Below are 21,581 nucleotides of genomic sequence, written 5' to 3'. Positions count from 1 at the left end.
TTACAGCGAAGAAAACAGATAAAAACCAGAGTTAATTCCGCTCTGGTTTTTCTTTTTTGGGCTTTTTTGATTACTTTTTCAGCGTAAATTCTTTTGAAAGATGATGTGCTAGATACTTAAACATATTGAAAACGGCGGTCGTGTTCGACGTTGGTAATCCTTTCTGATCAAGAAAGTATTCACCTTTAAAGACGAGAACGTCGTCTTTTTCTTCTACGCTTGTTGCGCGCATACCCTCAATATAATCATCGTGCTCTTGGATGATTTGGTTAGCGATTAAAAGAAGGTCAAATTCTTCAATAAATTTTCTATCAGACATAACGTTCCCGTCATTCATAACAATCTCAGGCGAAGAAGTATACCCATTATTAACAGGGGATTATACCCAATAGAATGCAATTAAAGGTTACTCGATTGGTGCTTGGGTTTCATCGTCATAGTCTAAGGTTGCGTGTACTGAAGGAAGATGATTTTGTGATGGGTAACAAACTTTCCTCAATTCGATTAGCAGTAGTAAAGTTTGCCTGATTAGATATGTCGACCAGACCTTTTTGAGCCCTGTCTGTTTAAAGTATAAAGACGATGAATTGTCAACCGATCAGATCCGAATTGTAAAAAAGCAGTTGACCTTCTTTTCATCTCGCACAATAGTAAAAAAAGAAGCAATGAAATAGAACATTATGCGGGTGACTTCCAAGTCAGGGATTTACCCGCATTATTATGAAGGACGTTAGAGTCAGTTATGGGTAAATCACTCGTTATAGTGGAGTCACCAGCCAAGGCAAAGACAATAAATAAGTACCTTGGTAAAGACTTTGTTGTTAAGTCTAGTGTTGGTCATGTGCGTGATCTGCCTACGGCCGGCCAAAGCACAGGTGAGAAAGCCGCTGCCATTTCAACTAAAGGGATGAGTGCTGAAGAGAAAGCACGAGTCAAAAAAGAGAAAGATCGTAAAGCGCTGATCAAAAAAATGGGTATTAACCCTTATCACGACTGGGAAGCGAATTATCAGATTCTTCCTGGCAAAGAAAAAGTGGTCAGTGAGTTACAAAAATTAGCCAAAGATGCTGATTACGTCTATCTCGCAACCGATTTGGACCGCGAGGGGGAAGCAATCGCATGGCACCTTCGTGAGATCATCGGTGGCGATGAAGAGCGATACAAACGAGTCGTTTTTAACGAAATTACGAAAAATGCTATCCAGCAAGCTTTCCAGACGCCTGGTGAGTTAAATATGGATGGCGTAAACGCACAGCAAGCGCGTCGATTCATGGACCGCGTCGTTGGTTTCATGGTTTCTCCGTTGCTATGGAAGAAAGTCGCACGTGGCTTGTCGGCAGGTCGTGTTCAGTCGGTTGCGGTTAAGCTGTTGGTAGAGCGTGAGCGCGAAATTAATGCGTTTGTACCAGAAGAATTCTGGGATATCCACGCAAACACCAAAACCAAAGACAAAGCGGATTTCAAACTGCTTGTCGCTCAGAAAGATGGCGTTGCTTTTAAACCTGTTAATGAGACAGAAACCAAAGCCGCCATATCTGTGCTGGAGAAAGCCAGTTACGAAGTCTGTAAGCGTGAAGACCGCCCGACGAAAAGTAAGCCGTCAGCGCCTTACATCACTTCGACTCTGCAGCAAGCGGCAAGTACCCGTTTAGGCTATGGCGTTAAGAAGACCATGATGCTAGCTCAGCGCTTATATGAAGCGGGTTACATCACTTACATGCGTACTGACTCAACGAACTTGAGTGCAGAAGCTGTCGATTCTGTCCGTGACTTCATCGGCTCTGAGTTTGGTGATAAGTACCTTCCTACTGCACCGTTAAAATACGGCAGCAAAGAAGGGGCTCAAGAAGCGCACGAAGCGATCCGTCCTTCTAGCGTTGATGTGAAAGCGGAAGATCTACAAGGTGTAGACGCAGACGCTCACAAGCTTTACGCATTAATTTGGAACCAGTTTGTTGCGTGTCAGATGACGCCAGCAGAATACGATTCCACAACCATCAGCGTAAAAGCCGAAGAGTACACGTTAAAAGCCAAAGGTCGCATCCTTAAGTTTGACGGTTGGACTCGCGTACAGCGTCCTATGGGTAAAAACGAGGATACAATCCTTCCTGCGGTACAACTTGGCGATAAGCTGAACCTAGAGTCACTTGACCCGAAACAGCACTTTACCAAGCCGCCAGCGCGCTACACTGAAGCCGCACTGGTTAAAGAACTTGAAAAGCGTGGTATTGGCCGTCCTTCAACTTACGCGTCAATCATCTCGACGATTCAGGATCGCGGTTACGTGAAAGTCGACCAGCGTCGATTCTACGCGGAGAAAATGGGTGAAATAGTTACTGACCGTCTAGACGATAGTTTCAACGATCTGATGAACTACGACTTTACCGCGCGAATGGAACAAAAACTGGACCAAATCGCGGAAGGCGAAGTCAACTGGAAATCAGTACTAGATAACTTCTTTACCGATTTCACTGGTGACCTTGAAAAAGCCGACCTTGACGAGTCTGAAGGTGGTATGAAGCTTAACCACATTGTGATGACAGACATCGAATGTCCGACATGTGGTCGCCCAATGGGGATTCGTACAGCCTCTACTGGCGTATTCTTAGGTTGTTCTGGTTATGCCCTGCCACCTAAAGAGCGATGCAAAACCACAATCAATCTAGGCGATGAAGAAGGCATCATCAACGTCTTAGAAGAAGATGTAGAAACCGCAGCGCTACGTGCCAAGAAACGTTGTCCAATCTGTGAAACTGCGATGGACGCGTACCTAATCGACGATAAACGTAAGATGCACGTTTGTGGTAACAACCCAAACTGCGAAGGCTACATCGTTGAGTACGGCGAGTTTAAAGTTAAAGGCTATGACGGACCTGTTGTTGAGTGTGACAAGTGTGGTTCTGACATGGTGCTCAAGAATGGTCGTTTTGGTAAATACATGGATTGCACAAGCGAGACATGTAAAAACACCCGTAAGATTCTGAAGAATGGTGAAGTTGCGCCGCCGAAAGAAGATCCAGTACATTTCCCAGAACTACCATGTGAAAACTCGGATGCTTACTTTGTACTGCGTGATGGCGCATCAGGTCTGTTTATGGCAGCCAGCAACTTCCCTAAATCGCGCGAAACTCGAGCGCCGCTTGTTTCGGAACTCGCACGTTACGAAGAACGCTTACCAGAGAAGTTCAAATATCTCTCGACAGCACCACAGGAAGATCCTGATGGTCGTCCGGCAGTCGTTCGTTTTAGCCGTAAAACGAAAGAGAACTATGTTCGCTCTGAAGAGAATGGCAAGCCAAGTGGTTGGACTGCGCTTTATGTCGATGGTAAATGGGAAGTTACCGACAAGCGTAAAAAAGCCAAAGCTTAAACACATTCAGTAGATAAAAAGGCAGCGATTTCGCTGCCTTTTTATTACATATTCCTTATCTATCGTCTATATTTAGACGGTATTACATCCTCATTTCTTTAGCCTCACATTTTTGTGAATTTTTAGCTTCAGGTCTGTCTCATTCATTTTTTCGCAACATGTATGTCGTAGAGTGAAGATTGTAATCGCCTCATATTTACAAGCGTTCTATACACAGCGAATACAGAATGCATATTTACGTGGTTGAGTATGTAGTGTTTTAGCACGTAAATTGTTTTCAGAGTGTAACCCATTACATTCTCAAACGTGATCTGAATATCGTATCGAGTAAGTTGCTCCTGCCTTATACACAGAATGACGTATTTTAAATTGTAATTAAGGTTCAAATTAGATAGTTTATTACAAAATAAAATGCAACCAAATGCACTTGAATTGGTATCGACAGATAAGAATATTTTAGGGTGTGTTGTTTCGTGAGGATATTGGTATCGAGATATTAGGTATTACCATAAACAAACTCGTTGATTTGTCATTTTTAATTGAGAAGCAAATCACGATTTAGAGTTGCCAAATATCGATAGCTCAATGGAAGTGGGCGAGGTACCAAACTGGAAAAGAGTGGACTCTCTGTTGAAAGAAAATGGAATAGAGCCCCTTAAACTCTCTTTTTCACGTTTAAAACAGATTTTTGAATTCAGACTCAAATTAAACTAGAACACTATCCACGAAACGTTCACATCCCCTGTAAGTTGGCAGAGAAATGCCAAAGCTCTTTTAATCCGCATGATATGTGCTCAGAGAAGTACTGGATGCGGCTGACAATGTGTTCACTTGATTCCCCACAATAAATTCAATTAAGTGAGCATCCATTCCAAGCTGTAACGATATGGAGAACAACAATGGCTGGTGTATTGGGAATGATTCTTGCTGGCGGTGAGGGCTCTCGTTTGAGACCTTTAACTGAATCTCGCACTAAACCTGCAGTACCATTTGGTGGTAGTTATCGTCTGATTGACTTTGCACTGAACAATTTTGTAAATGCGGATTTAATGCGTATTTACGTGCTGACCCAATTTAAATCGCAATCCCTGTTTTATCATTTAAAAAAAGGATGGAATATCAACGGGATCACTGATCGTTTTATCGATCCGATTCCTGCTCAGATGCGTACTGGTAAGCGTTGGTATGAGGGCACGGCAGATGCTATCTATCAGAACCTTCGTTTTATGGAAATGGAAGAACCAGACCAAGTTTGTATTTTTGGTTCTGACCATATTTATAAAATGGATATTAAGCAGATGCTTGATTTCCATACCAACAAGCAAGCTTCTCTAACGGTATCGGCTTTACGCATGCCGCTCAAAGAAGCCTCTCAGTTCGGTGTTATCGAAGTTGACAGTGAAGGTCGCATGATTGGCTTTGAAGAAAAGCCAGAAAATCCAAAGTCAATTCCTGGAGATCCTGATTACGCGCTTGTTTCAATGGGGAACTATGTCTTTGAAGCAAAAGAACTGTTTGCTGAGTTGATCGAAGATGCCAGTAACGAAGCATCTTCCCATGACTTTGGTAAAGACATTATCCCTAAAATGTTCCCACGCGGGGATGTGTTTGTGTATGACTTCAGCACCAATAAAATCAATGGCGAGAAAGAGCAAGTATATTGGCGAGATGTCGGTACCATTGATGCTTACTGGGAAGCTCATATGGACTTGCTAGAAAAAGATGCGCCATTCTCTCTATATAATCGTAAATGGCCGTTGCATACCTATTACCCGCCTTTACCACCAGCTACGTTTACAGACTCAGACAATGGTCGTGTGCAAATTATCGATAGCTTAGTGTGTAATGGCAGTTATGTTCGAGGCTCTCGAATCGAAAAATCTGTACTTGGTTTTAGAAGTAATATTGCATCTGCATGCGATATCAGCGAATGTATACTCCTTGGTGACGTTAAAATCGGTGAAGGCTGTGTTTTACGTCGAGTAATAGTGGACAAGAACGCTGATATTGCACCTGGCACACAAATTGGGGTGAACCTTCAAGAAGATAAGAAGTTCTTCCATGTGTCGGATGACGGTATTGTGGTTATTCCTAAAGGAGCACGAGTTGGCTACTAACAACTTATCTATTCTGTTTGTAGCGTCTGAAGTCGAAGGATTGATTAAAAGTGGTGGCTTGGCTGATGTAGCCAAGGCACTGCCTGAAGCGCTCCACGGACTTCAGCAAGATGTACGTATTACCATTCCCGCATACAATGGTATTGAAAGGCTTTCTGAAGCGGAGGTGTTGTTAGAGACACAGCTAACCTCGTGGCCGCATACAGAATATCGAGTACTAAAGCTGTATCTCGGTGATACGCCAGTTTATTTGATTGATTGCCAGCCGTATTTCAACCGCCCGTCGATGTACGCAGAGAACAACGAAGCTTACTCAGATAATGGTGAGCGATTCGCCTTTTTCAGCGCAGCTTGCTTAGACATGCTACCTAAGCTGGACTTCAGACCTGACATCGTACACGCCAATGACTGGCACACTGGCCTTGTGCCATTTTTGTTGAAGCATCGATATGGCTCCGACCCATTTTATGCAAATATTCGCAGCGTGATCTCGATTCACAACGCAGTATTTAAAGGGGTATTTAGCTATGATGAGGTGCAATGTCTGCCAGAGTTTCAGAGCAGAAATGTACCCGATGCAGCCGTCAGCTCAACGCACATTGCGATGCTCAAGGCGGGCGTGCTAAACGCTGACAAAATCAACGCTGTTAGCCCTACCTATGCTGAAGAGTTACAGACAGAGCTTGGTAGTCATGGCATGGCGTGGGAGTTCCAACAACGAGCTAAAGATTTAGTCGGTATACTCAATGGCTGTGATTACAGCGCCTGGAGTCCTAAAACAGATGCTTATCTGCCGTTGAACTACGAACCTAGTCACCAAAGCATGGTTGAAGGCAAAAGTGCGTGTAAAAAAGCGCTACAGCAACGTCTGAACTTAGCCGAGAAAGACTGTGCGATGTTTGGCATGGTTTGTCGCCTGACAATGCAAAAAGGACTGCATTATTTGCTGCCAGCGTTGACGGACTTTTTAAAGCACGATGTTCAACTGGTTGTGGTCGGAACTGGTGATCCTGTTCTTGCTACGCATTTAGAAGAAGTCGCTGAGCAATTCCCAGATAAGTTTGTTTTTGTAGACGCGTATGACAATGAGCTTGCTCATTTGGTTGAGGCTGGGTCTGATTTCTTTTTGATGCCGTCTGAATTTGAGCCATGTGGACTTAATCAGATTTACAGCATGGCTTATGGCACGTTACCGATTGTGCGAGGCGTCGGCGGTCTAAAAGACAGTGTGAACGATTATGATGTTGACTCGTCTGATGCAACAGGCTTTGTATTTTATGATCCAACGCCACAAGCCTTGTTGTTAACCATGCTTAGAGCTTTGTTGCTGTATACGCAAAATAATGCCGAAGTGAAACGAGTTCAATTGCATGCGATGCAACAGGATTTTTGCTGGCGCAAAGCTGCTGAAGAGTATTTGGAACTCTACCATTCTGCGTTAAAGTCAATTAGCCTTACCTAAAATTGTAACAAATGGCACCTTATTTGGTGCCTTTGTTATCGTGCGCAAGCCTAGTGTGATAGGATTGCTACCTCTAAATTAATAACAATACTATTATTACTGGTATATGACTGAGCCACTACTTTTCCATAAAACCTACTTGCACCCCACCAGTAATGAGTGGGTTGTTTTCGTGCACGGTGCTGGTGGTAGTTCTTCGATTTGGTTTAAGCAAATTAAAGCCTATAAGCAGCACTTTAATTTAGTGCTCATTGATCTAAGAGGGCATGGGAAGTCAAATCAGTTACTCAAGGAACTTATTACCAGTCGCTATACCTTTACTGAAGTTACACAAGATATTTTAAAAGTGCTGGATCACTTAAAAATCCAATCTGCGCATTTTGTCGGCATGTCATTAGGAACGATCATTGTTCGAAACATTGCGGAGTTGGCGTCTGAACGTGTGAATTCAATGGTGTTAGGTGGCGCGGTTACTCGCCTCAATACACGTTCGCAAATCCTCGTCAAACTGGGTAACTTTGGCAAACATATCTTGCCTTACATGTGGCTGTATAAACTGTTCGCTTATATCGTCATGCCACAGCGTAATCAACGAGAGTCTCGCCATCTGTTTATCAGGGAAGCCAAAAAGCTCTGCCAAAAAGAGTTTAAACGCTGGTTTATTTTGGCGGCGGATGTGAACCCGTTAATGAAGTACTTTAAAGACAGAGAATTAGCTATTCCGACCCTCTACTTAATGGGTGACAGAGATTACATGTTCATTCAGCCGGTTAAAGAGATGGTTGCGGCACATAAACTCAGTGTGCTACGGGAGATCCCCAATTGTGGCCACGTTTGCAATGTAGAACGTCCGGAAGATTTTAATCAGTACTCGATAGAGTTCATCAAACAGCAAACTTTACTTGCTTAACGTTTCTAGACGCCTAGCACTCATTACGCTTACTCAATGTGGTGACCACAACGCCAGCACGCGCCAAATTGCCCTTCATTAATTTCTGAGCATTTAGGGCATTTCCAATCTTGATAGGTATTTGGCTGAGCCTGTTTTTGGTAGGCTTCAATAATAGCCAACGCTCTCATCTTCTGTTCTGGATTTAATAACCAAACGTAAGGGTCGGTATCGTCTCCGAATGGTAACTCTCCTTTCAATCCGAAAATGCCTTCTCCTCGCACTTCACAAAGAATTTGCTCTGTTTTAAGCAACTCGCAAACAATGTGCGCTTCTGTCGGATTTTTAGCTAAAAATATCTTCATCAAGAATTTCCATTTGGCTGTACCTGATTAGGTCTGAGTTTCTTCATCACCCATTTGACAATGATAGGAAAAAGGCCGAGCAACGCAAATGAGGCTAGAACACTAGGAGAGACAATATCCGATAGGCTTTCAATCGTTGCCAACTGAGTACCTGCATTGAGATAAACGGCTGTGCCTGGAAGCATTCCGATTTGGCTAGTGATATAAAAGCGACCGACAGACATTGGGGTTAACCCCATCAATAAGTTAATGAGAAAGAAAGGGAATACAGGGATCAATCGCAAGGAGAGTAAGTAAGATGACCCGTCTTTTTTTACGCCTTCGTTAATCGCCCTGAGCTTTGCACCAAATTTTGTTTGTACCCAATCTCTTAATAAGTAACGGCTACTCAGGAAAGCTAATGTCGCACCGATAGTACTGGCAAACGAGACAAGAAGTAAGCTCGTCCAGAAGCCGAATAGGGCTGCAGCTAGTAAAGTGACGACGGCTGCGCCGGGAATCGAAAATGCTGTGACCGCGATATAAGCGACGAAATAGAGCGTAACAGCAAAGACAAATCTTTGATCAATATAGGTGTTAAGTGCTTCTTGCTGCGCTTTAGCGTTCTCTAAAGTGAGGTACTGACTAAAGTTAACGGCTAACAAAATTATCGTTAAGAGCAGTATTAACCCAAAAACCAGTTTTTTATTCATTTTCGTACTCCAGAAGGGCTGCCTTGTTCTAAAAGGTTAACAGATACCATTGGTGAAATATGGTACTTGATATTACTTGATTGATATATGGACAAATAGACAGGTTTATCTCGGAAAAAATTTCAAAAAAAACCGCAGTCTAAGCTGCGGTTTTTATACGTACGATAGGTTTATACCTATAGCTTAAGAAAGCGCATTTTTTAGCTCTTCTCTTCGAGATTGAGGAACGACGCTCCAGTGCGTGCCGTTTATCGCTCCTTCTAAAGCCCACAGCAGCTCAATACTTACTTTTGCGGAGTGAGAGTCACGTATCGCTTTGTAAGCGTTCAATGCGCCTTTTTCTTCAAGCTGTTCAACTGATTTTATCCCTGCTTTCTTAAGCATTCTTTCTGTTGCTAGTCGTAAGTTAGGCAGATCTTTCAACCTGTCAGGCTTACTACTTGCCTGTTGCTTTTTTTCCAAATTGGCTTGTTCTAACGACTTCTTCGCTACTTCTATCAAGCGTTCACTGGATTCCCATAAGTCGTCGGAAATCGCATAGTACTTAGTAACGACTGGAAAACCTCGCTTTTTATAAACGTACGGTTTTAGCCCTTGCTTCTCGAAGTTAGATGAAGTTTGTTGGTCTGCTCGTATATGAAGTTGATCATTCACAACCAGTGCAAACATCGTCTCATCGGCGAAAAGTCCGAAGCCACCAAACATTGAGCGCGACTTGATCGTACCAAGTGCCTCAAATAGCTTCATAGAATCTTTGAGTATCGGTTTATCCATGATGTGTTATCTCGGTGTAATTAATATTACGCCACCAAAAGTCAGGTCCGAGAGAATAGCAAATACATGCAGGAACAATGTCATTATTGAGTAAACTCATTATATGCATATTTGCCATCGGTAACCCCGCTACCTTCCATTTATAAAATGGTTAAGGCCGGAAGCTTTGCGTCCCACCCTTTCGGATGGTTTGCCCTGTGCGTGACACGTTGAGAATACTTTTTATCTTGAATTAACATCACAATCCAGCGATCAAAGTGTGATACTGCTTCAGTAAAACGTCATGCTTTTATGCTTGTGGTTTCACATTTTGGATTGAGGTTTGAGTGCGAATTGTGAGGTTATGTGAGATGAGTTGTGTTTAAACAAAACAGTAACTTATAAAACGTTTACTGACTGTAGTGACCAAAAAGGGCAGTAAAAGTTAATTTTCGGGTAAAAAAATAAGCGCTCTAGCGAGCGCTTATTGTAACTATTTGAGTTTTTTGACAGTATTTCGAATAACCAACTCTGGCTGCATTTCAAAAATGCGTTTTTCGTGTTCTTTATCTTTAATACGCTCAAGAAGAATCTCGAAGGCATTTTTACCGACACGACGTTTTGGTTGGTGTATCGTTGTTAGTGGCGGAGAGAAGTACTCTGCCAATTCGATATTGTCGTAACCAACGACAGAGACGTCGTCAGGAATCTTAATGCCATTTTGTTGTAGACGGCTCATTAAGCCCAAAGCCATAGTATCATTGAAACAGAATACGGCCGTTGGACGTTGTTCCATGGCGGTAATTTTGTCTGCGACCAAAACTGCGGTATCACATTCAAAGTTACCTTCCAGAATCCAGTCTTCGTTTACCGGTATATTCGCTTCTGCCATTGCTCGACGGAAGCCTGCAATACGCTCTTGGCATGCGAGTTTTTCAAAGTGGCCACTTAAGCAAGCAATATCGGTATGACCATTATCAATCAGGTACTTGGTCGCGATATAACCGCCTTCTTCTGAATTATCCATGATTTTGTCTGCTTGCGAGCTTTCTGGGCCCCAGTCCATGACAACTTTCGGAATATCAGCATGACGGTCAAGCATTTGTTTCAGCTCTTCTGTCAGGTCAGAACACATTACCAGTATGCCATCTACACGCTTTTCTGCGAGCATGCGTATGTAATCTCTTTGCTTTTCATAGATACCACCAGTGTTACACAGGATCAGTGTGTAGCCTTGGCGGTAGCAGTAACTCTCTACACCATCGATGACTTCAGAGAAGAATAGGTTGGTAGATTGTGTCACCAACATACCGATGGTGCGAGTTGAGTTACATTTCAAGCTACGAGCAACTGCACTTGGTGCGTAGTTAAGCTCATCAACGGCTTTCATTACTTTTTCTTGTGTTGCTTCTGCAACAAAACGCGTCTTGTTGATAACGTGCGAAACTGTAGTTGTAGAAACGCCGGCTAATCGAGCAACGTCTTTTATAGTGGCCATACATGGTGTCCTGTTTCGAGCTACGAATATACCGCGGAGGATAAACCCTTTTGCTGTTCGTCTTTTGTAAACTTAGCGCAATAAAAACATTGGCGCTGAGTATGTTTAGCAGTGCTTACTCCGAAGTCGGTAGAGGGTATGTAGCAACAGCGGTTGATAAAGCTCATTTTCTTCAGATGAGTGAAGCATAGTTATCAACCTATTAAGAAAATACAAAAACCGCTTTATTTCAGCGGTTTACATTAAAATCATATTTAATCGTTTGCGTTCACATTTTATCCCTATGCGGGCAGGCTGGCAATAATTTAAGCAATGGTTTTGTGCCTATTAAGTCACATTTTGATTGCTACAAAGCAAGCATTCGGAATAATTTTTATAGTTAACGAATAAAAGATAGGGAACCTAAAAGACAGGCTCCCAAAATAGGCGGCAATTATTCACCAAGAAGGTAAGCGTTGTCCAGTTTACAAAATGCAATTAATAGTTGCGTGACGCTGGCGTAGAAACCAAAGTCATCCAGTTGCTGACACTTATGAGCGAACTGCGGTAGCCAAGACATGAGTTGATCTTTGATGAATTCACTTTGTTTAACGAAGGCTTCTTCCATATGTTTCTCTTGCTCAAACTCATTGGAGCGGATGATCATGTTACCCAAGAAGTCCAGTTCTACCGCTAAGTGATCGGCGGGTTCTTTTAGACTGTCGTCAACTTGGACACCAAACTCAGCCATCAACTTTTCCATTTCTTCTGCTGGTTTGTCGTTGAGTAAACCTGATTTGCCAATGTACATTGAAGCGTAAGGAAGTGCGCCGTACTTTTCTGTCTTTAAGAACAGCTCACAAAAGTCTGCTGCAAGCTCAAGTTGAGCATCTTCACGGTCTTGTAAACGATTCAGAGCGTCAACAAGGTTATCAATTGCGGGTTTGAGAGATTCATTTTCACCTAAGCCCGCTAAAAAGCTGCGAATTTCTACACTGTGATAAGCCTCCAGCTCTTTGTCTGTCAGTTCCTTGGCGAATAAGCTAGAAAACCACCAGTAAATTTCGGCGCGTTTTTCGTTAAAAGCTTTCACTTCTTGCATTTTAGGCTCCTGAATGATGCTTAATTTCTGGCATCACAAAATCAAATTCAGATGTCCTTTAAGTGTAATCAATTAAAATGAACAGCAGTAACTATAACTATGATGTTTTATAGCAAAATATGTCTATTTATTAACAGGGTTCGGTAAGCTTGTTTTGAATCAACAAAATCACTGAATCTTGCTTTTTAGTCAGCCTACGACTAGAAATGTTAATAGTTATGAATAGAATACATCTCGAATAATAAAATGACAGAAAGTGGTGTAAATGAGCTATCACGTATTAGTCGTAGAAGATGATGTTGTAACTCGAAGTAAGCTAGCGGGTTATTTCCAAAATGAAGGTTATACAGTCAGTGAAGCAGAGAGCGGCATGCAAATGCGTGAAGTGCTGCAAGCTGGTGATGTTGATCTTGTCATGCTGGATATTAACTTGCCGGGTGAAGACGGCCTGATGCTTACGCGTGAATTACGTAGCCAATCGGATATTGGTATCATACTAGTCACAGGACGCACGGATAGCATCGACAAAATTGTTGGCCTGGAAATGGGGGCAGACGATTATGTTACCAAACCTTTTGAACTCCGCGAGTTATTAGTTCGTGTTAAAAACTTGCTGTGGCGCATTTCGAATGCGCGCAATGGCTCAAACAAAGCGAACGAAACGAACGAACAGCATATTGTCCGTTTTGGCGAGTGGACGTTTGATATTCAACGTCGCGCTTTGAGCCGTAATGGTGAACCGGTCAAACTAACCAAAGCCGAATACGAGCTTTTGGTAGCGTTATCGTCTTACCCAAATCAAGTGCTAAGCCGCGAACGTATTTTGAATATGATCAGCCATCGTGTTGATGCACCGAATGACCGTACCATAGATGTCTTAATTAGACGTATGCGCGCGAAGATGGAGTTTGACCCTAAAAACCCGCAAATCTTTGTTACGGTTCATGGGGAAGGTTACATGTTTGCTGGTGATTAATAATCGTAATTCTAAGCAATACTAATAACGAAAAAGGAGAGCAGTCGCTCTCCTTTTTCGTCTCTGTAAGTGGTCTTTAGCGATAAAATTATCACATACCTATTGAGGCTCGACCATTGGCGTTTGTCCTACCGTATCACGCAAGCGTTGCCAGATACTGCCGAGATATTCATGCCAGAACAATTCGGTTTGCTCTAAATAACGCGCTTTCGGTGAGTATTTTTCCCAAGGTTGATTAACGTCTTCGATGGCTAAGAAGTTTGTCGGCGCTGGGATGGGTTTAATTCCTGCTGCATTAAACTCATACAGAGCTCGGTTCATATGGCTGGCCGAGGTAACCAAAACAATTTCCTTTTGCTGCACAAACGCCGCAGCCTGACGTGCTTCCTCCCATGTGTCTTTCGCGTCTTCCAATAAAATAATATCGGATTTCGCCACACCGAGCGCCAGAGCCACGTTTGCCATCATACGCGCATGGCTGATTTCAGAGCCACCGGCATAACCAGATAAAATTAATTTGGCACCAGGGTACATGCGCAAAATTCGGATTCCCTCGGTTAAACGCATAAGAGCAGCACGACTTAACTGGGAAGTTGGTGGAATCTCGTCATCGATAACATGGCCATTGCCTAGCACCATCACGTAGTCGATGGCTCCGGAAACGGGAAGAAACGCTTTGTGCTCACGTTCCAGTGGCATAAGAAGCTTGGTTGAAACAGGCTGGAAGGCAACAAGGAAAATGCCGACAAAAGAGAATAAAACAACGAAGCAGCCGGTTTTACGCTTAATGGTAAAACTAATGAGAGCCAGGCCCAATAATCCTATCAGCAGCAATGCTGGTAAGGGCATGAGCATAGCTGACACTACTTTTTTCAGCTCAAACATACATAAATAGTCCGAAAAAACATCAATTGAAAATAAAAATGAGGGTATTCCTCTTTATTCCTGCTTTCCTTGTGCCAGAATAGCGACACAATCCGTTATGATAACTCAGCAGAAGTGACAGAAGACCGCAATTTCGACGATATCGCCCACAAATTTGCAAAAAATATTTACGGCTCCGATAAAGGGGAGATCCGCCAAATTATTGTGTGGGAAGATTTTCTACAGATTCTAAGTGAATTAGAGGCAGACCAGCAACCCCTAGAAGTTTTGGATGCGGGTGGTGGTTTAGCACAACTGTCTCAAAAGCTTGCTAAGCTCGGACATCGTGTCGCTTTATGTGATCTATCTTCGGAAATGCTGCAACTAGCTAAACAGGATATTGAAAATAATGGTTTGCTTGAGCAGTATCGCCTGATTCATTCACCTGTCCAGTCCATTGGCGAACACTTGGACAACCAGGTGGATCTTGTCATGTTTCATGCCGTGATGGAGTGGTTGGTTGATCCTAAAACCGCTCTCGAAACGGTACTGGAACAAGTGAAACCGGGAGGCATTGCGTCGGTGATGTTCTACAACCACCATGGTTTAGTCTACAAAAACTTGGTTTGTGGCAACATTCCTCATATTTTGGACGGCATGCCCCACCGAAAAAGATTTAAACTACAGCCGCAAAAAGGCCTGAAACCAGAAGAAGTTTACCAATGGATAGAAGACTCCGGGTTCAGTATTTGTGGTAAATCTGGTATTCGCTCATTCAGTGATTACATAGGAAATATGCAATACATGGGTGATTACGAGTTTGAAGATGTGTTGGCGCTAGAAAAACAACTTTGTCGACAAGAGCCATACCTCTCATTAGGTCGCTACATTCACGTGTGGGCCAAAAAGAAAGAAAAACAGGAATAACAATGAGTGAGATGACTCTCAATGCTGCAGAACAACCTATTGATGAATTGGTTGGCTGGGTTAAGCAGCAAGATTTCTCGTTGAACCTGACCACAGAGCGATTGGCGTTCTTGATTGCCATCGCAGTACTAAGTAATGAAAGGTTTGACGATGAATTGGGTGAAGGTGAACTGCATGATGCGTTTGCTATCGTCACTCGATTATTTGATGAAACGGGGGAAGCCTCTGCTTTCAGGGCAAACAATGCCATCAATGAGATGGTTAAGCAGCGTCTGATCAGCCGTTTTGTCAGTGAAGTGACTGACGGTGCGAGTATCTACCGCTTGTCGCCACTGGCGATAGGTATCACGGATTACTACGTGCGTCATCGTGAGTTTTCAAAACTTCGCCTTTCTATTCAGCTGTCTATGGTCGCGGATGAAATGGCGAAAGCGATTGAAGCTGCCCAAAAAGGTGGTACACCGGGTCACTGGAAGAAAAACGTGTACGGAGTCCTTAAGTATTCCGTAGGCGAGATCTTCGACCAAATCGATCTTAACCAACGTGTTATGGACGAGCAGCAACAATCTGTGAAACAGCAGATTGCCGACCTGCTGAATAAAGATTGGCGAGAAGCCATCAATAACTGTGAAGCGTTATTGTCTGAAACGTCCAGCACACTGCGTGAACTTCAAGATACCTTGCAGGCAGCCAGTGATGAGCTGCAAACTCAGATTCTAGATATTCAGGAGCTTGTCTATGGCGACCCTGAACTTGAGTTTATTGAAGAAGCACTGTTTGGTCTGCAAATGAAGTTGGACCGCATCACGAGCTGGGGCCAGCAAGCGATTGATCTTTGGATCGGTTACGACCGACACGTACATAAGTTTATCCGTACCGCTATCGATATGGATAAGAACCGTGCGTTCAGTTCCCGATTGCGTCAATCGATTAAAGATTACTTTGATATGCCTTGGTATCTGACTTATGCAGATGCAGAGCGATTATCCGACCTTCGTGACGAAGCTCTGGTACTGCGTGATGACGAGGTAACAGGCCAAGTTCCGATGGAAGTGGAATACGAAGAATTTCAACAAGTCAATGATGAGTTATCAGAGCGTATTGGTGACATGCTAAAAGCCCACAAAGAGCAGGGCACACCAATCGATTTGAGCGTGGTACTGCGAGATTACCTTGCACAACACCCATTTACTCATCACTTTGATTTAGCCCGAATTATTGTTGATCAGGCTGTTCGTCTGGGCTATTCAGAATCGGATTATCAAGCCATTCAACCAGACTGGAAATCAATCAACGAATTTGGGGCAAAGGTACAAGCGAATGTCATCGACCGATATTAATGAATACATGTCAGATAAACTGGCAAAAGCAATTACTAACCCTCTGTTTCCAGCGCTAGACAGTATGCTACGAGCTGGGCGTCACATCTCAAGCGAAGATTTGGATAACCACGCATTGTTGTCGGATTTTGAACTTGAGCTGTCTTCTTTCTACCAGCGTTACAATACTGAGTTGGTTAAAGCGCCAGAAGGTTTCTTCTATCTCCGTCCACGTTCTACGTCTTTGATTGGTCGTAGTATTCTTTCTGAGCTGGATATGCTGGTGGGTAAGGTGTTGTGTTTCTTATATCTGAGTCCGGAACGTCTGGCTCATGAAGGTATTTTCACTAATCAGGAGCTCTACGAAGAGATGCTGGCGTTAGTGGATGAAAAGAAACTCATGAAGCTGGTGACGAACCGCGCCACAGGCTCAGACCTGGATAAAGAGAAACTGTTTGAAAAAGTGCGCACCTCGCTACGCCGTCTGCGCCGCCTTGGTATGATCATCAATATCGGCGAAACCGGTAAATTCAGTATCAGCGAAGCGGTATTCCGATTTGGTGCGGATGTGCGTGTTGGTGATGATATGCGTGAAGCTCAATTACGTCTGATCCGTGACGGTGAAGCGGTGGTTCATACCAAAGAACCTAGCCAAGGTAGTCTGTTGTCTGAAGAAGATCAAGAAGATCAAGCCCAAGAAGAAATGATAGAAGAGGGTGAAGCATGAGCATGATTGAACGTGGTAAATATCAATCGCTGACCATGATCAATTGGAACGGTTTCTTTGCCCGTACCTTTGATATTGATGGTCTGGTGACTACTTTATCCGGTGGTAACGGTGCAGGTAAATCAACCACGATGGCGGCATTTATCACCGCTCTGATCCCTGACCAAACGCTACTGCATTTCCGTAACACCACAGAAGCGGGCAGTAGCCAATCATCTCGTGACAAAGGTCTATACGGTAAGCTGCAACCGGGCGCGTGTTACGCTGCTCTGGATGTGGTGAACTCACGTAACCAACGTCTGCTTTTTGCGGTAAAACTGCAGCAAGTGGCGGGCCGTGACAAGAAAGTAGATATCAAACCGTTTGTTATCCAAGGGCTGCCAAGCCATGTGAAGCCGACGGATGTTCTCGTTGAGAGCGTATCTGCAACACAAGCACGCGTGCGTCAGATTAACGAAGTTAAAGACATTATCTCTGAATTTGAAGGCGTTCAATTCAAAGCTTTCTCATCTATCGTCGATTACCACGCGCAGATGTTTGAGTTTGGTGTGATTCCGAAGAAACTTCGTAATTCAGGCGACCGTTCTAAGTTCTACCGCCTGATTGAAGCCTCCCTTTACGGTGGTATCTCCAGTGCAATTACCCGCTCGCTGCGTGACTACCTTCTGCCCCAAAACGGTGGCGTGAAGAAAGCATTCCAGGATATGGAATCGGCGCTGCGCGAAAACCGCATGACGCTGGAAGCGATCAAAACCACGCAGGCTGACCGTGACTTGTTCAAACATCTGATCACCGAGTCTACCAATTACGTGGCCGCTGACTACATGCGCCACGCTAACGAGCGTCGCAAAAAGCTAGAGCAGACACTGTCTTTACGTTCTGAGCTATTTGGTTCTCGCGAGACCCTGATTGAGCAAAACAACCTGCTTAACCGAGTGCAAGAAGAGCTTGAGCTTCTGGTTGATTCAGAATCAGCGCTAGAGCAGGACTACCAAGCCGCGTCAGATCACTTGCAGCTAGTTCAAAATGCACTGCGTCAGCAAGAGAAGATCGAACGTTATCAGGAAGATCTTGAAGAGCTTAGCGAGCGTCTTGAAGAACAGATGATGGTCGTTGAAGAAGCGCAAGAACGCGTGATGATGGCTGAAGAGCAAGCGACCATTTCTGAAGAAGAGGTCGATAGCCTTAAGACGCAACTTGCGGATTACCAGCAGGCGCTAGACGTGCAACAAACGCGTGCTCTGCAATACCAACAAGCGGTACAGGCACTTGATAAAGCGAAACAGCTATTGGGTGATGAGAGTCTGACAGCAGAATCCGCGCAAGCCTTGGTTGCCGAACTGAAAAATAAACAGACGGACAGTACCAACGAGCTGCTGTCGGTGAAGCACAAGCTGGATATGTCTTCAGCTGCGGCGCAACAGTTTGAAACGGCGCTGAAGCTGGTACGAAGCATCGTTGGTCAGGTGGAGCGTCAAGACGCGGCTGATAAGGCGAAAAGTGCAATTGCGAAAGCGCGTGAATCCCAACAAATCGCTCAAAATGAACAACAGTGGCGTGCACAACATCGTGACCTTGAGCGTAGCCTTAACCAGCAGCGTCAGGCGAGCGAGCTGGTAGCAGAATATCAAAAGCAGTTCCATGTTGAGCTAATGGATGAAATCACCTTCGAACAGGAACGTGAACGTCACGCAATGCAAATTGAATCGCTGGAATTGACGCAAGAAGACGTGCGTGAACAGCGCAGCGAACAGCGTCGACTAGAGCAGGATTCTGCAGCAGAAATCAAAAAGCTTGAAGCCATTGCGCCAACTTGGATTGCAGCGAATGATGCGCTGGAAAAGCTGCGTGAGCAAAGCGGTGTTGAGCTAGAAGATCGCCATGCAGTAATGAGTCATATGCAGGTGGTTCTTGAGCAAGAGAAAGAACTGTCTCTGGCAAAAGACAAACTGGCAGAACGTCGTACCCAGCTGGAAAGCGAAATAGAACGTTTAGCCTCACCAGGTGGTTCAAATGATCCTCGTCTGAAGGGACTTGCTGACACACTGGGTGGCGTATTGCTGTCTGAAATCTACGACGATATTACGATCGATGATGCGCCATACTTCAGCGCGATGTACGGACCAGCACGTCATGCGATCGTCGTTTCAGATCTATCTGGCATCGAAGAGAAACTGGTTGAGCTGGACGACTGTCCTGAAGATTTGTACATCATTGAAGGTGACATTGATGCCTTTGATGATAGCTCATTCGATGCCGAAGAGCTGGAAGGCGCAGTTTGCGTTCGTATGAATGCACGTCAAATGCGTTACTCACGCTTGCCGGAAATTCCACTGTTTGGCCGGGCTGCACGTGAGCAGCGTTTAGAATTGCTGCGCAACGAGCGTGAAGAAGTGGTTGAGAAGCACGCCAAAGCGGCATTCGACTCTCAGAAGATGCAGCGTTTGTATCAAGCGTTCAACCAGTTTGTTGCTTATCACATTCAGGTCGCATTCGATGCCGATCCTGAGCAAGCATTGACTAATGTACGTGAAAAACGTAACCAAATTGCCCGCGTATTGGTTGATTTGGAAGCGAAAGAACAACAACAACGTTCTCAGCTTCAAACCAGCAAACAAGCCTTGTCTTCACTCGACAAACTTGCACCAAACATGGCACTGATTGAAGACGACACGCTTCAAGCACGCTTTGATGAGCTGGAAGAGAAAATAGCGCAATTGTCAGAGGCGAAAACATTCCTGAACAACCATGCGAAAGCCGTGGCTGAGCTTGAGAAGATTGTTTCAGCATTGGATGCGGACCCTGAGCAGTTCGATGCGCTAGAAGCGGAATACAAAGCGTCAGACGAGCAACTGCAAAATCTTAAGAAGCAAATCTTTGCTTTGTCCGATTTGGTAGAACGTCGTCACTACTTTGCCTACTCAGATTCGGTCGATCTTCTCAACAAGAGCAGCGAACTGAGCGAGCAGCTAAAAGCCAAACTGGTTCAGGCTGAGCAAATGCGCTCTCGCTCTCGTGAAGAATTGAAACAAGCGCAAGGTCAGATGAACCAATACAACCAAGTATTGGCATCGCTGAAAAGTTCACACCAAGCGAAACTGGAAACTGTTCAGGAGTTCAAGCAGGAGCTGCAAGAGTTCGGTGTTAATGCGGATGAAGGTGCAGAAGAGCGTGCAATGCGTCGTCGTGACGAGCTGCAAGAGCGTTTGCACTCATCACGTAGCCGTAAGAGTGAATACGAGCGCACCATCACCTCTACTGAGTTAGAGATGAAAGGTCTGGCGAAACGTCTGAAGAAAGTGCAGAAAGAGTACGCTGAGCTTCGCACTTTTGTCGTTGCAGCAAAAGCCGGCTGGTGTTCTGTACTTCGTTTAGCGCGTGAAAATGATGTTGAACGACGCCTTCACAAACGTGAGCTGGCTTACTTGTCTGCGGACGAGCTGCGTTCAATGTCGGATAAATCGCTCGGTGCGCTGCGTCTTGCTGTGGCAAACAATGACGACCTGCGTGATGCGCTGCGTTTGTCTGAAGACAACGCTCGACCTGAGCGTAAAGTTCTGTTCTACATTGCAGTCTACCAGCACCTTCGAGAGCGTATCCGTCAAGACATCATCCGTACCGATGATCCGGTAGAAGCGATCGAAGAGATGGAAGTGGAGCTGGCGCGTTTGACAGAAGAGCTGACTCAGCGTGAAAACCGTCTGGCGATCAGTTCTGAATCGGCGGCAAGCATCATTAAGAAGACGATTCAACGTGAGCAAAACCGTATTCGTATGCTAAACCAAGGCTTGTCGAACATCTCGTTTGGTCAGGTGAAAGGCGTTCGACTCAACGTGAAGATCCGCGAAAGCCACGAGGTGCTATTGCACGGCTTGTCTTCTCAGCAGGAACAGCACAAAGACTTGTTTGAGTCTTCGCGCTTTACCTTCTCAGAGGCGATGGCGAAACTGTTCCAGCGTGTAAACCCACATATCGACATGGGGCAACGTTCTCCACAAGTACTTGGTGAAGAGTTATTAGATTACCGTAACTACTTAGAGTTAAGTGTGGAAGTGAACCGTGGTTCAGAGGGTTGGCTACAGGCTGAATCTGGCGCGCTATCGACTGGTGAGGCGATCGGTACGGGTCAGTCGATCCTGTTGATGGTAGTACAAAGCTGGGAAGAAGAATCCCGTCGTCTGCGTAGTAAAGACATCATTCCTTGTCGTCTGTTGTTCCTTGATGAGGCTGCGCGTCTGGATGCGAGATCTATCTCGACACTATTCGAACTGTGTGACCGTCTGGATATGCAGCTTCTGATTGCTGCGCCAGAAAACATCAGCCCAGAAAAAGGCACAACCTACAAACTGGTGCGTAAGGTGTTTAAAGATCACGAGCATGTACATGTAGTGGGTCTGCGTGGCTTTGGTCAAACAGACAAGCCGAAGAGTGAAGCCCAGGAAATGGCTGAAGAGTTTGAGTCTTAACCGTCCGATTTGAAGTTAAATGCCCGCTAACAATAGCGGGCATTTTTTTATTTCATGGATAGGGTCAGCACTGCA

Annotated in this window: 16 protein-coding genes and 1 riboswitch; of the genes, 9 read left to right on the top strand and 7 right to left on the bottom strand. The window is 44.5% G+C overall.

What is annotated here, in order from left to right; genetic code table 11:
* Window positions 1-70: 70 nt before the first annotated feature.
* A complete protein-coding gene (locus L3V31_RS08920; RefSeq protein ID WP_237315723.1) occupies window positions 71-319 on the bottom strand; it encodes a YciN family protein in 249 nt (82 codons plus the stop codon).
* Between the two features lie 423 nt (window positions 320-742).
* Here L3V31_RS08920 and topA point away from each other — a divergent pair, with 423 nt between their 5' ends.
* From topA to L3V31_RS08900, 4 genes are all read left to right on the top strand, one after another.
* Window positions 743-3,370 (top strand): type I DNA topoisomerase, encoded by a 2,628-nt coding sequence (gene topA / locus L3V31_RS08915; RefSeq protein ID WP_237315722.1) that lies wholly within the window; start codon window positions 743-745, stop codon window positions 3,368-3,370.
* A gap of 899 nt (window positions 3,371-4,269) precedes the next feature.
* The gene (gene glgC / locus L3V31_RS08910; RefSeq protein ID WP_237315721.1) at window positions 4,270-5,487 is read left to right on the top strand and encodes a glucose-1-phosphate adenylyltransferase; all 1,218 of its coding nucleotides are present in this window, start codon (window positions 4,270-4,272) and stop codon (window positions 5,485-5,487) included.
* On the top strand, window positions 5,477-6,949 hold the full coding sequence (glgA, locus tag L3V31_RS08905; RefSeq protein WP_237315720.1) for a glycogen synthase GlgA: 1,473 nt from the start codon (window positions 5,477-5,479) through the stop codon (window positions 6,947-6,949). Before glgC ends, glgA begins: the two co-directional genes overlap by 11 nt.
* 106 nt (window positions 6,950-7,055) lie before the next feature.
* The gene (locus tag L3V31_RS08900) at window positions 7,056-7,859 is read left to right on the top strand and encodes an alpha/beta hydrolase (RefSeq protein ID WP_237315719.1); all 804 of its coding nucleotides are present in this window, start codon (window positions 7,056-7,058) and stop codon (window positions 7,857-7,859) included.
* A 29-nt stretch (window positions 7,860-7,888) separates the two neighbouring features.
* On the opposite strand, the gene L3V31_RS08895 is transcribed toward L3V31_RS08900, so the two are convergent.
* The 5 genes from L3V31_RS08895 to torD all read right to left on the bottom strand — a co-directional run bounded on the left by L3V31_RS08895 (window position 7,889) and on the right by torD (window position 12,227).
* Window positions 7,889-8,203, bottom strand: coding sequence for a DUF2007 domain-containing protein (locus L3V31_RS08895; RefSeq protein ID WP_237315718.1), 315 nt, complete (start codon window positions 8,201-8,203; stop codon window positions 7,889-7,891).
* On the bottom strand, window positions 8,203-8,895 hold the full coding sequence (locus tag L3V31_RS08890; protein WP_237315717.1) for a TVP38/TMEM64 family protein: 693 nt from the start codon (window positions 8,893-8,895) through the stop codon (window positions 8,203-8,205). Before L3V31_RS08890 ends, L3V31_RS08895 begins: the two co-directional genes overlap by 1 nt.
* A 183-nt stretch (window positions 8,896-9,078) precedes the next feature.
* Window positions 9,079-9,669, bottom strand: coding sequence for a TfoX/Sxy family DNA transformation protein (locus L3V31_RS08885; RefSeq protein WP_237315716.1), 591 nt, complete (start codon window positions 9,667-9,669; stop codon window positions 9,079-9,081).
* Between the two features lie 116 nt (window positions 9,670-9,785).
* Window positions 9,786-9,874: riboswitch (cyclic di-GMP riboswitch) on the bottom strand.
* A 267-nt stretch (window positions 9,875-10,141) separates the two neighbouring features.
* Window positions 10,142-11,146, bottom strand: coding sequence for an HTH-type transcriptional repressor PurR (gene purR, locus L3V31_RS08880; RefSeq protein ID WP_237315715.1), 1,005 nt, complete (start codon window positions 11,144-11,146; stop codon window positions 10,142-10,144).
* Window positions 11,147-11,579: 433 nt separating this feature from the next.
* The gene (gene torD, locus L3V31_RS08875) at window positions 11,580-12,227 is read right to left on the bottom strand and encodes a molecular chaperone TorD (RefSeq protein ID WP_237315714.1); all 648 of its coding nucleotides are present in this window, start codon (window positions 12,225-12,227) and stop codon (window positions 11,580-11,582) included.
* 265 nt (window positions 12,228-12,492) lie between these two features.
* On the opposite strand from torD, the gene torR reads away from it, so the two are divergent.
* Window positions 12,493-13,203 (top strand): two-component system response regulator TorR, encoded by a 711-nt coding sequence (torR, locus tag L3V31_RS08870; protein ID WP_237315713.1) that lies wholly within the window; start codon window positions 12,493-12,495, stop codon window positions 13,201-13,203.
* 99 nt (window positions 13,204-13,302) lie between these two features.
* Here the strand turns inward: torR and elyC are convergent, their stop codons facing one another.
* Entirely contained in the window at window positions 13,303-14,088 is a 786-nt protein-coding gene (elyC, locus tag L3V31_RS08865) for an envelope biogenesis factor ElyC (protein ID WP_237315712.1), read from the bottom strand.
* Between the two features lie 114 nt (window positions 14,089-14,202).
* On the opposite strand from elyC, the gene cmoM reads away from it, so the two are divergent.
* Genes cmoM through mukB form a run of 4 tightly spaced genes read left to right on the top strand, consistent with a single transcriptional unit; the run spans window position 14,203 to window position 21,506 of the window.
* Window positions 14,203-14,994, top strand: a complete 792-nt coding sequence (cmoM, locus tag L3V31_RS08860; RefSeq protein ID WP_237315711.1) for a tRNA uridine 5-oxyacetic acid(34) methyltransferase CmoM — start codon at window positions 14,203-14,205, stop codon at window positions 14,992-14,994.
* Window positions 14,995-14,996: 2 nt separating this feature from the next.
* Window positions 14,997-16,334, top strand: coding sequence for a chromosome partition protein MukF (gene mukF / locus L3V31_RS08855; RefSeq protein WP_237315710.1), 1,338 nt, complete (start codon window positions 14,997-14,999; stop codon window positions 16,332-16,334).
* Complete coding sequence (gene mukE, locus L3V31_RS08850) at window positions 16,315-17,040, top strand: chromosome partition protein MukE (protein WP_237315709.1); 726 nt, start codon at window positions 16,315-16,317, stop codon at window positions 17,038-17,040. Before mukF ends, mukE begins: the two co-directional genes overlap by 20 nt.
* A 2-nt stretch (window positions 17,041-17,042) precedes the next feature.
* Window positions 17,043-21,506 carry a chromosome partition protein MukB gene (gene mukB / locus L3V31_RS08845; protein ID WP_237315799.1) on the top strand — a complete coding sequence of 1,488 codons (4,464 nt, stop codon included), beginning with the start codon at window positions 17,043-17,045 and terminating at the stop codon, window positions 21,504-21,506.
* Window positions 21,507-21,581 lie beyond the last annotated feature (75 nt).

It is taken from the genome of Vibrio sp. J1-1, assembly GCF_021728395.1.
Lineage (GTDB): Bacteria > Pseudomonadota > Gammaproteobacteria > Enterobacterales > Vibrionaceae > Vibrio.
The sequence above is the reverse complement of the archived record's forward strand: the minus strand, read 5'-3'. Positions and strand labels throughout refer to the sequence as shown.

Bases quoted from the DNA above. Each gene is read 5' to 3' on its own strand.
- mukF (WP_237315710.1), top strand. From the start codon at position 14,997: ATGAGTGAGATGACTCTCAATGCTGCAGAACAACCTATTGATGAATTG.
- L3V31_RS08900 (WP_237315719.1), top strand. From the start codon at position 7,056: ATGACTGAGCCACTACTTTTCCATAAAACCTACTTGCACCCCACCAGT.
- topA (WP_237315722.1), top strand. From the start codon at position 743: ATGGGTAAATCACTCGTTATAGTGGAGTCACCAGCCAAGGCAAAGACA.
- L3V31_RS08895 (WP_237315718.1), bottom strand. From the start codon at position 8,203: ATGAAGATATTTTTAGCTAAAAATCCGACAGAAGCGCACATTGTTTGC.
- L3V31_RS08920 (WP_237315723.1), bottom strand. From the start codon at position 319: ATGTCTGATAGAAAATTTATTGAAGAATTTGACCTTCTTTTAATCGCT.
- elyC (WP_237315712.1), bottom strand. From the start codon at position 14,088: ATGTTTGAGCTGAAAAAAGTAGTGTCAGCTATGCTCATGCCCTTACCA.
- torD (WP_237315714.1), bottom strand. From the start codon at position 12,227: ATGCAAGAAGTGAAAGCTTTTAACGAAAAACGCGCCGAAATTTACTGG.
- purR (WP_237315715.1), bottom strand. From the start codon at position 11,146: ATGGCCACTATAAAAGACGTTGCTCGATTAGCCGGCGTTTCTACAACT.
- L3V31_RS08890 (WP_237315717.1), bottom strand. From the start codon at position 8,895: ATGAATAAAAAACTGGTTTTTGGGTTAATACTGCTCTTAACGATAATT.
- torR (WP_237315713.1), top strand. From the start codon at position 12,493: ATGAGCTATCACGTATTAGTCGTAGAAGATGATGTTGTAACTCGAAGT.
- L3V31_RS08885 (WP_237315716.1), bottom strand. From the start codon at position 9,669: ATGGATAAACCGATACTCAAAGATTCTATGAAGCTATTTGAGGCACTT.
- mukE (WP_237315709.1), top strand. From the start codon at position 16,315: ATGTCATCGACCGATATTAATGAATACATGTCAGATAAACTGGCAAAA.
- glgC (WP_237315721.1), top strand. From the start codon at position 4,270: ATGGCTGGTGTATTGGGAATGATTCTTGCTGGCGGTGAGGGCTCTCGT.
- mukB (WP_237315799.1), top strand. From the start codon at position 17,043: ATGATTGAACGTGGTAAATATCAATCGCTGACCATGATCAATTGGAAC.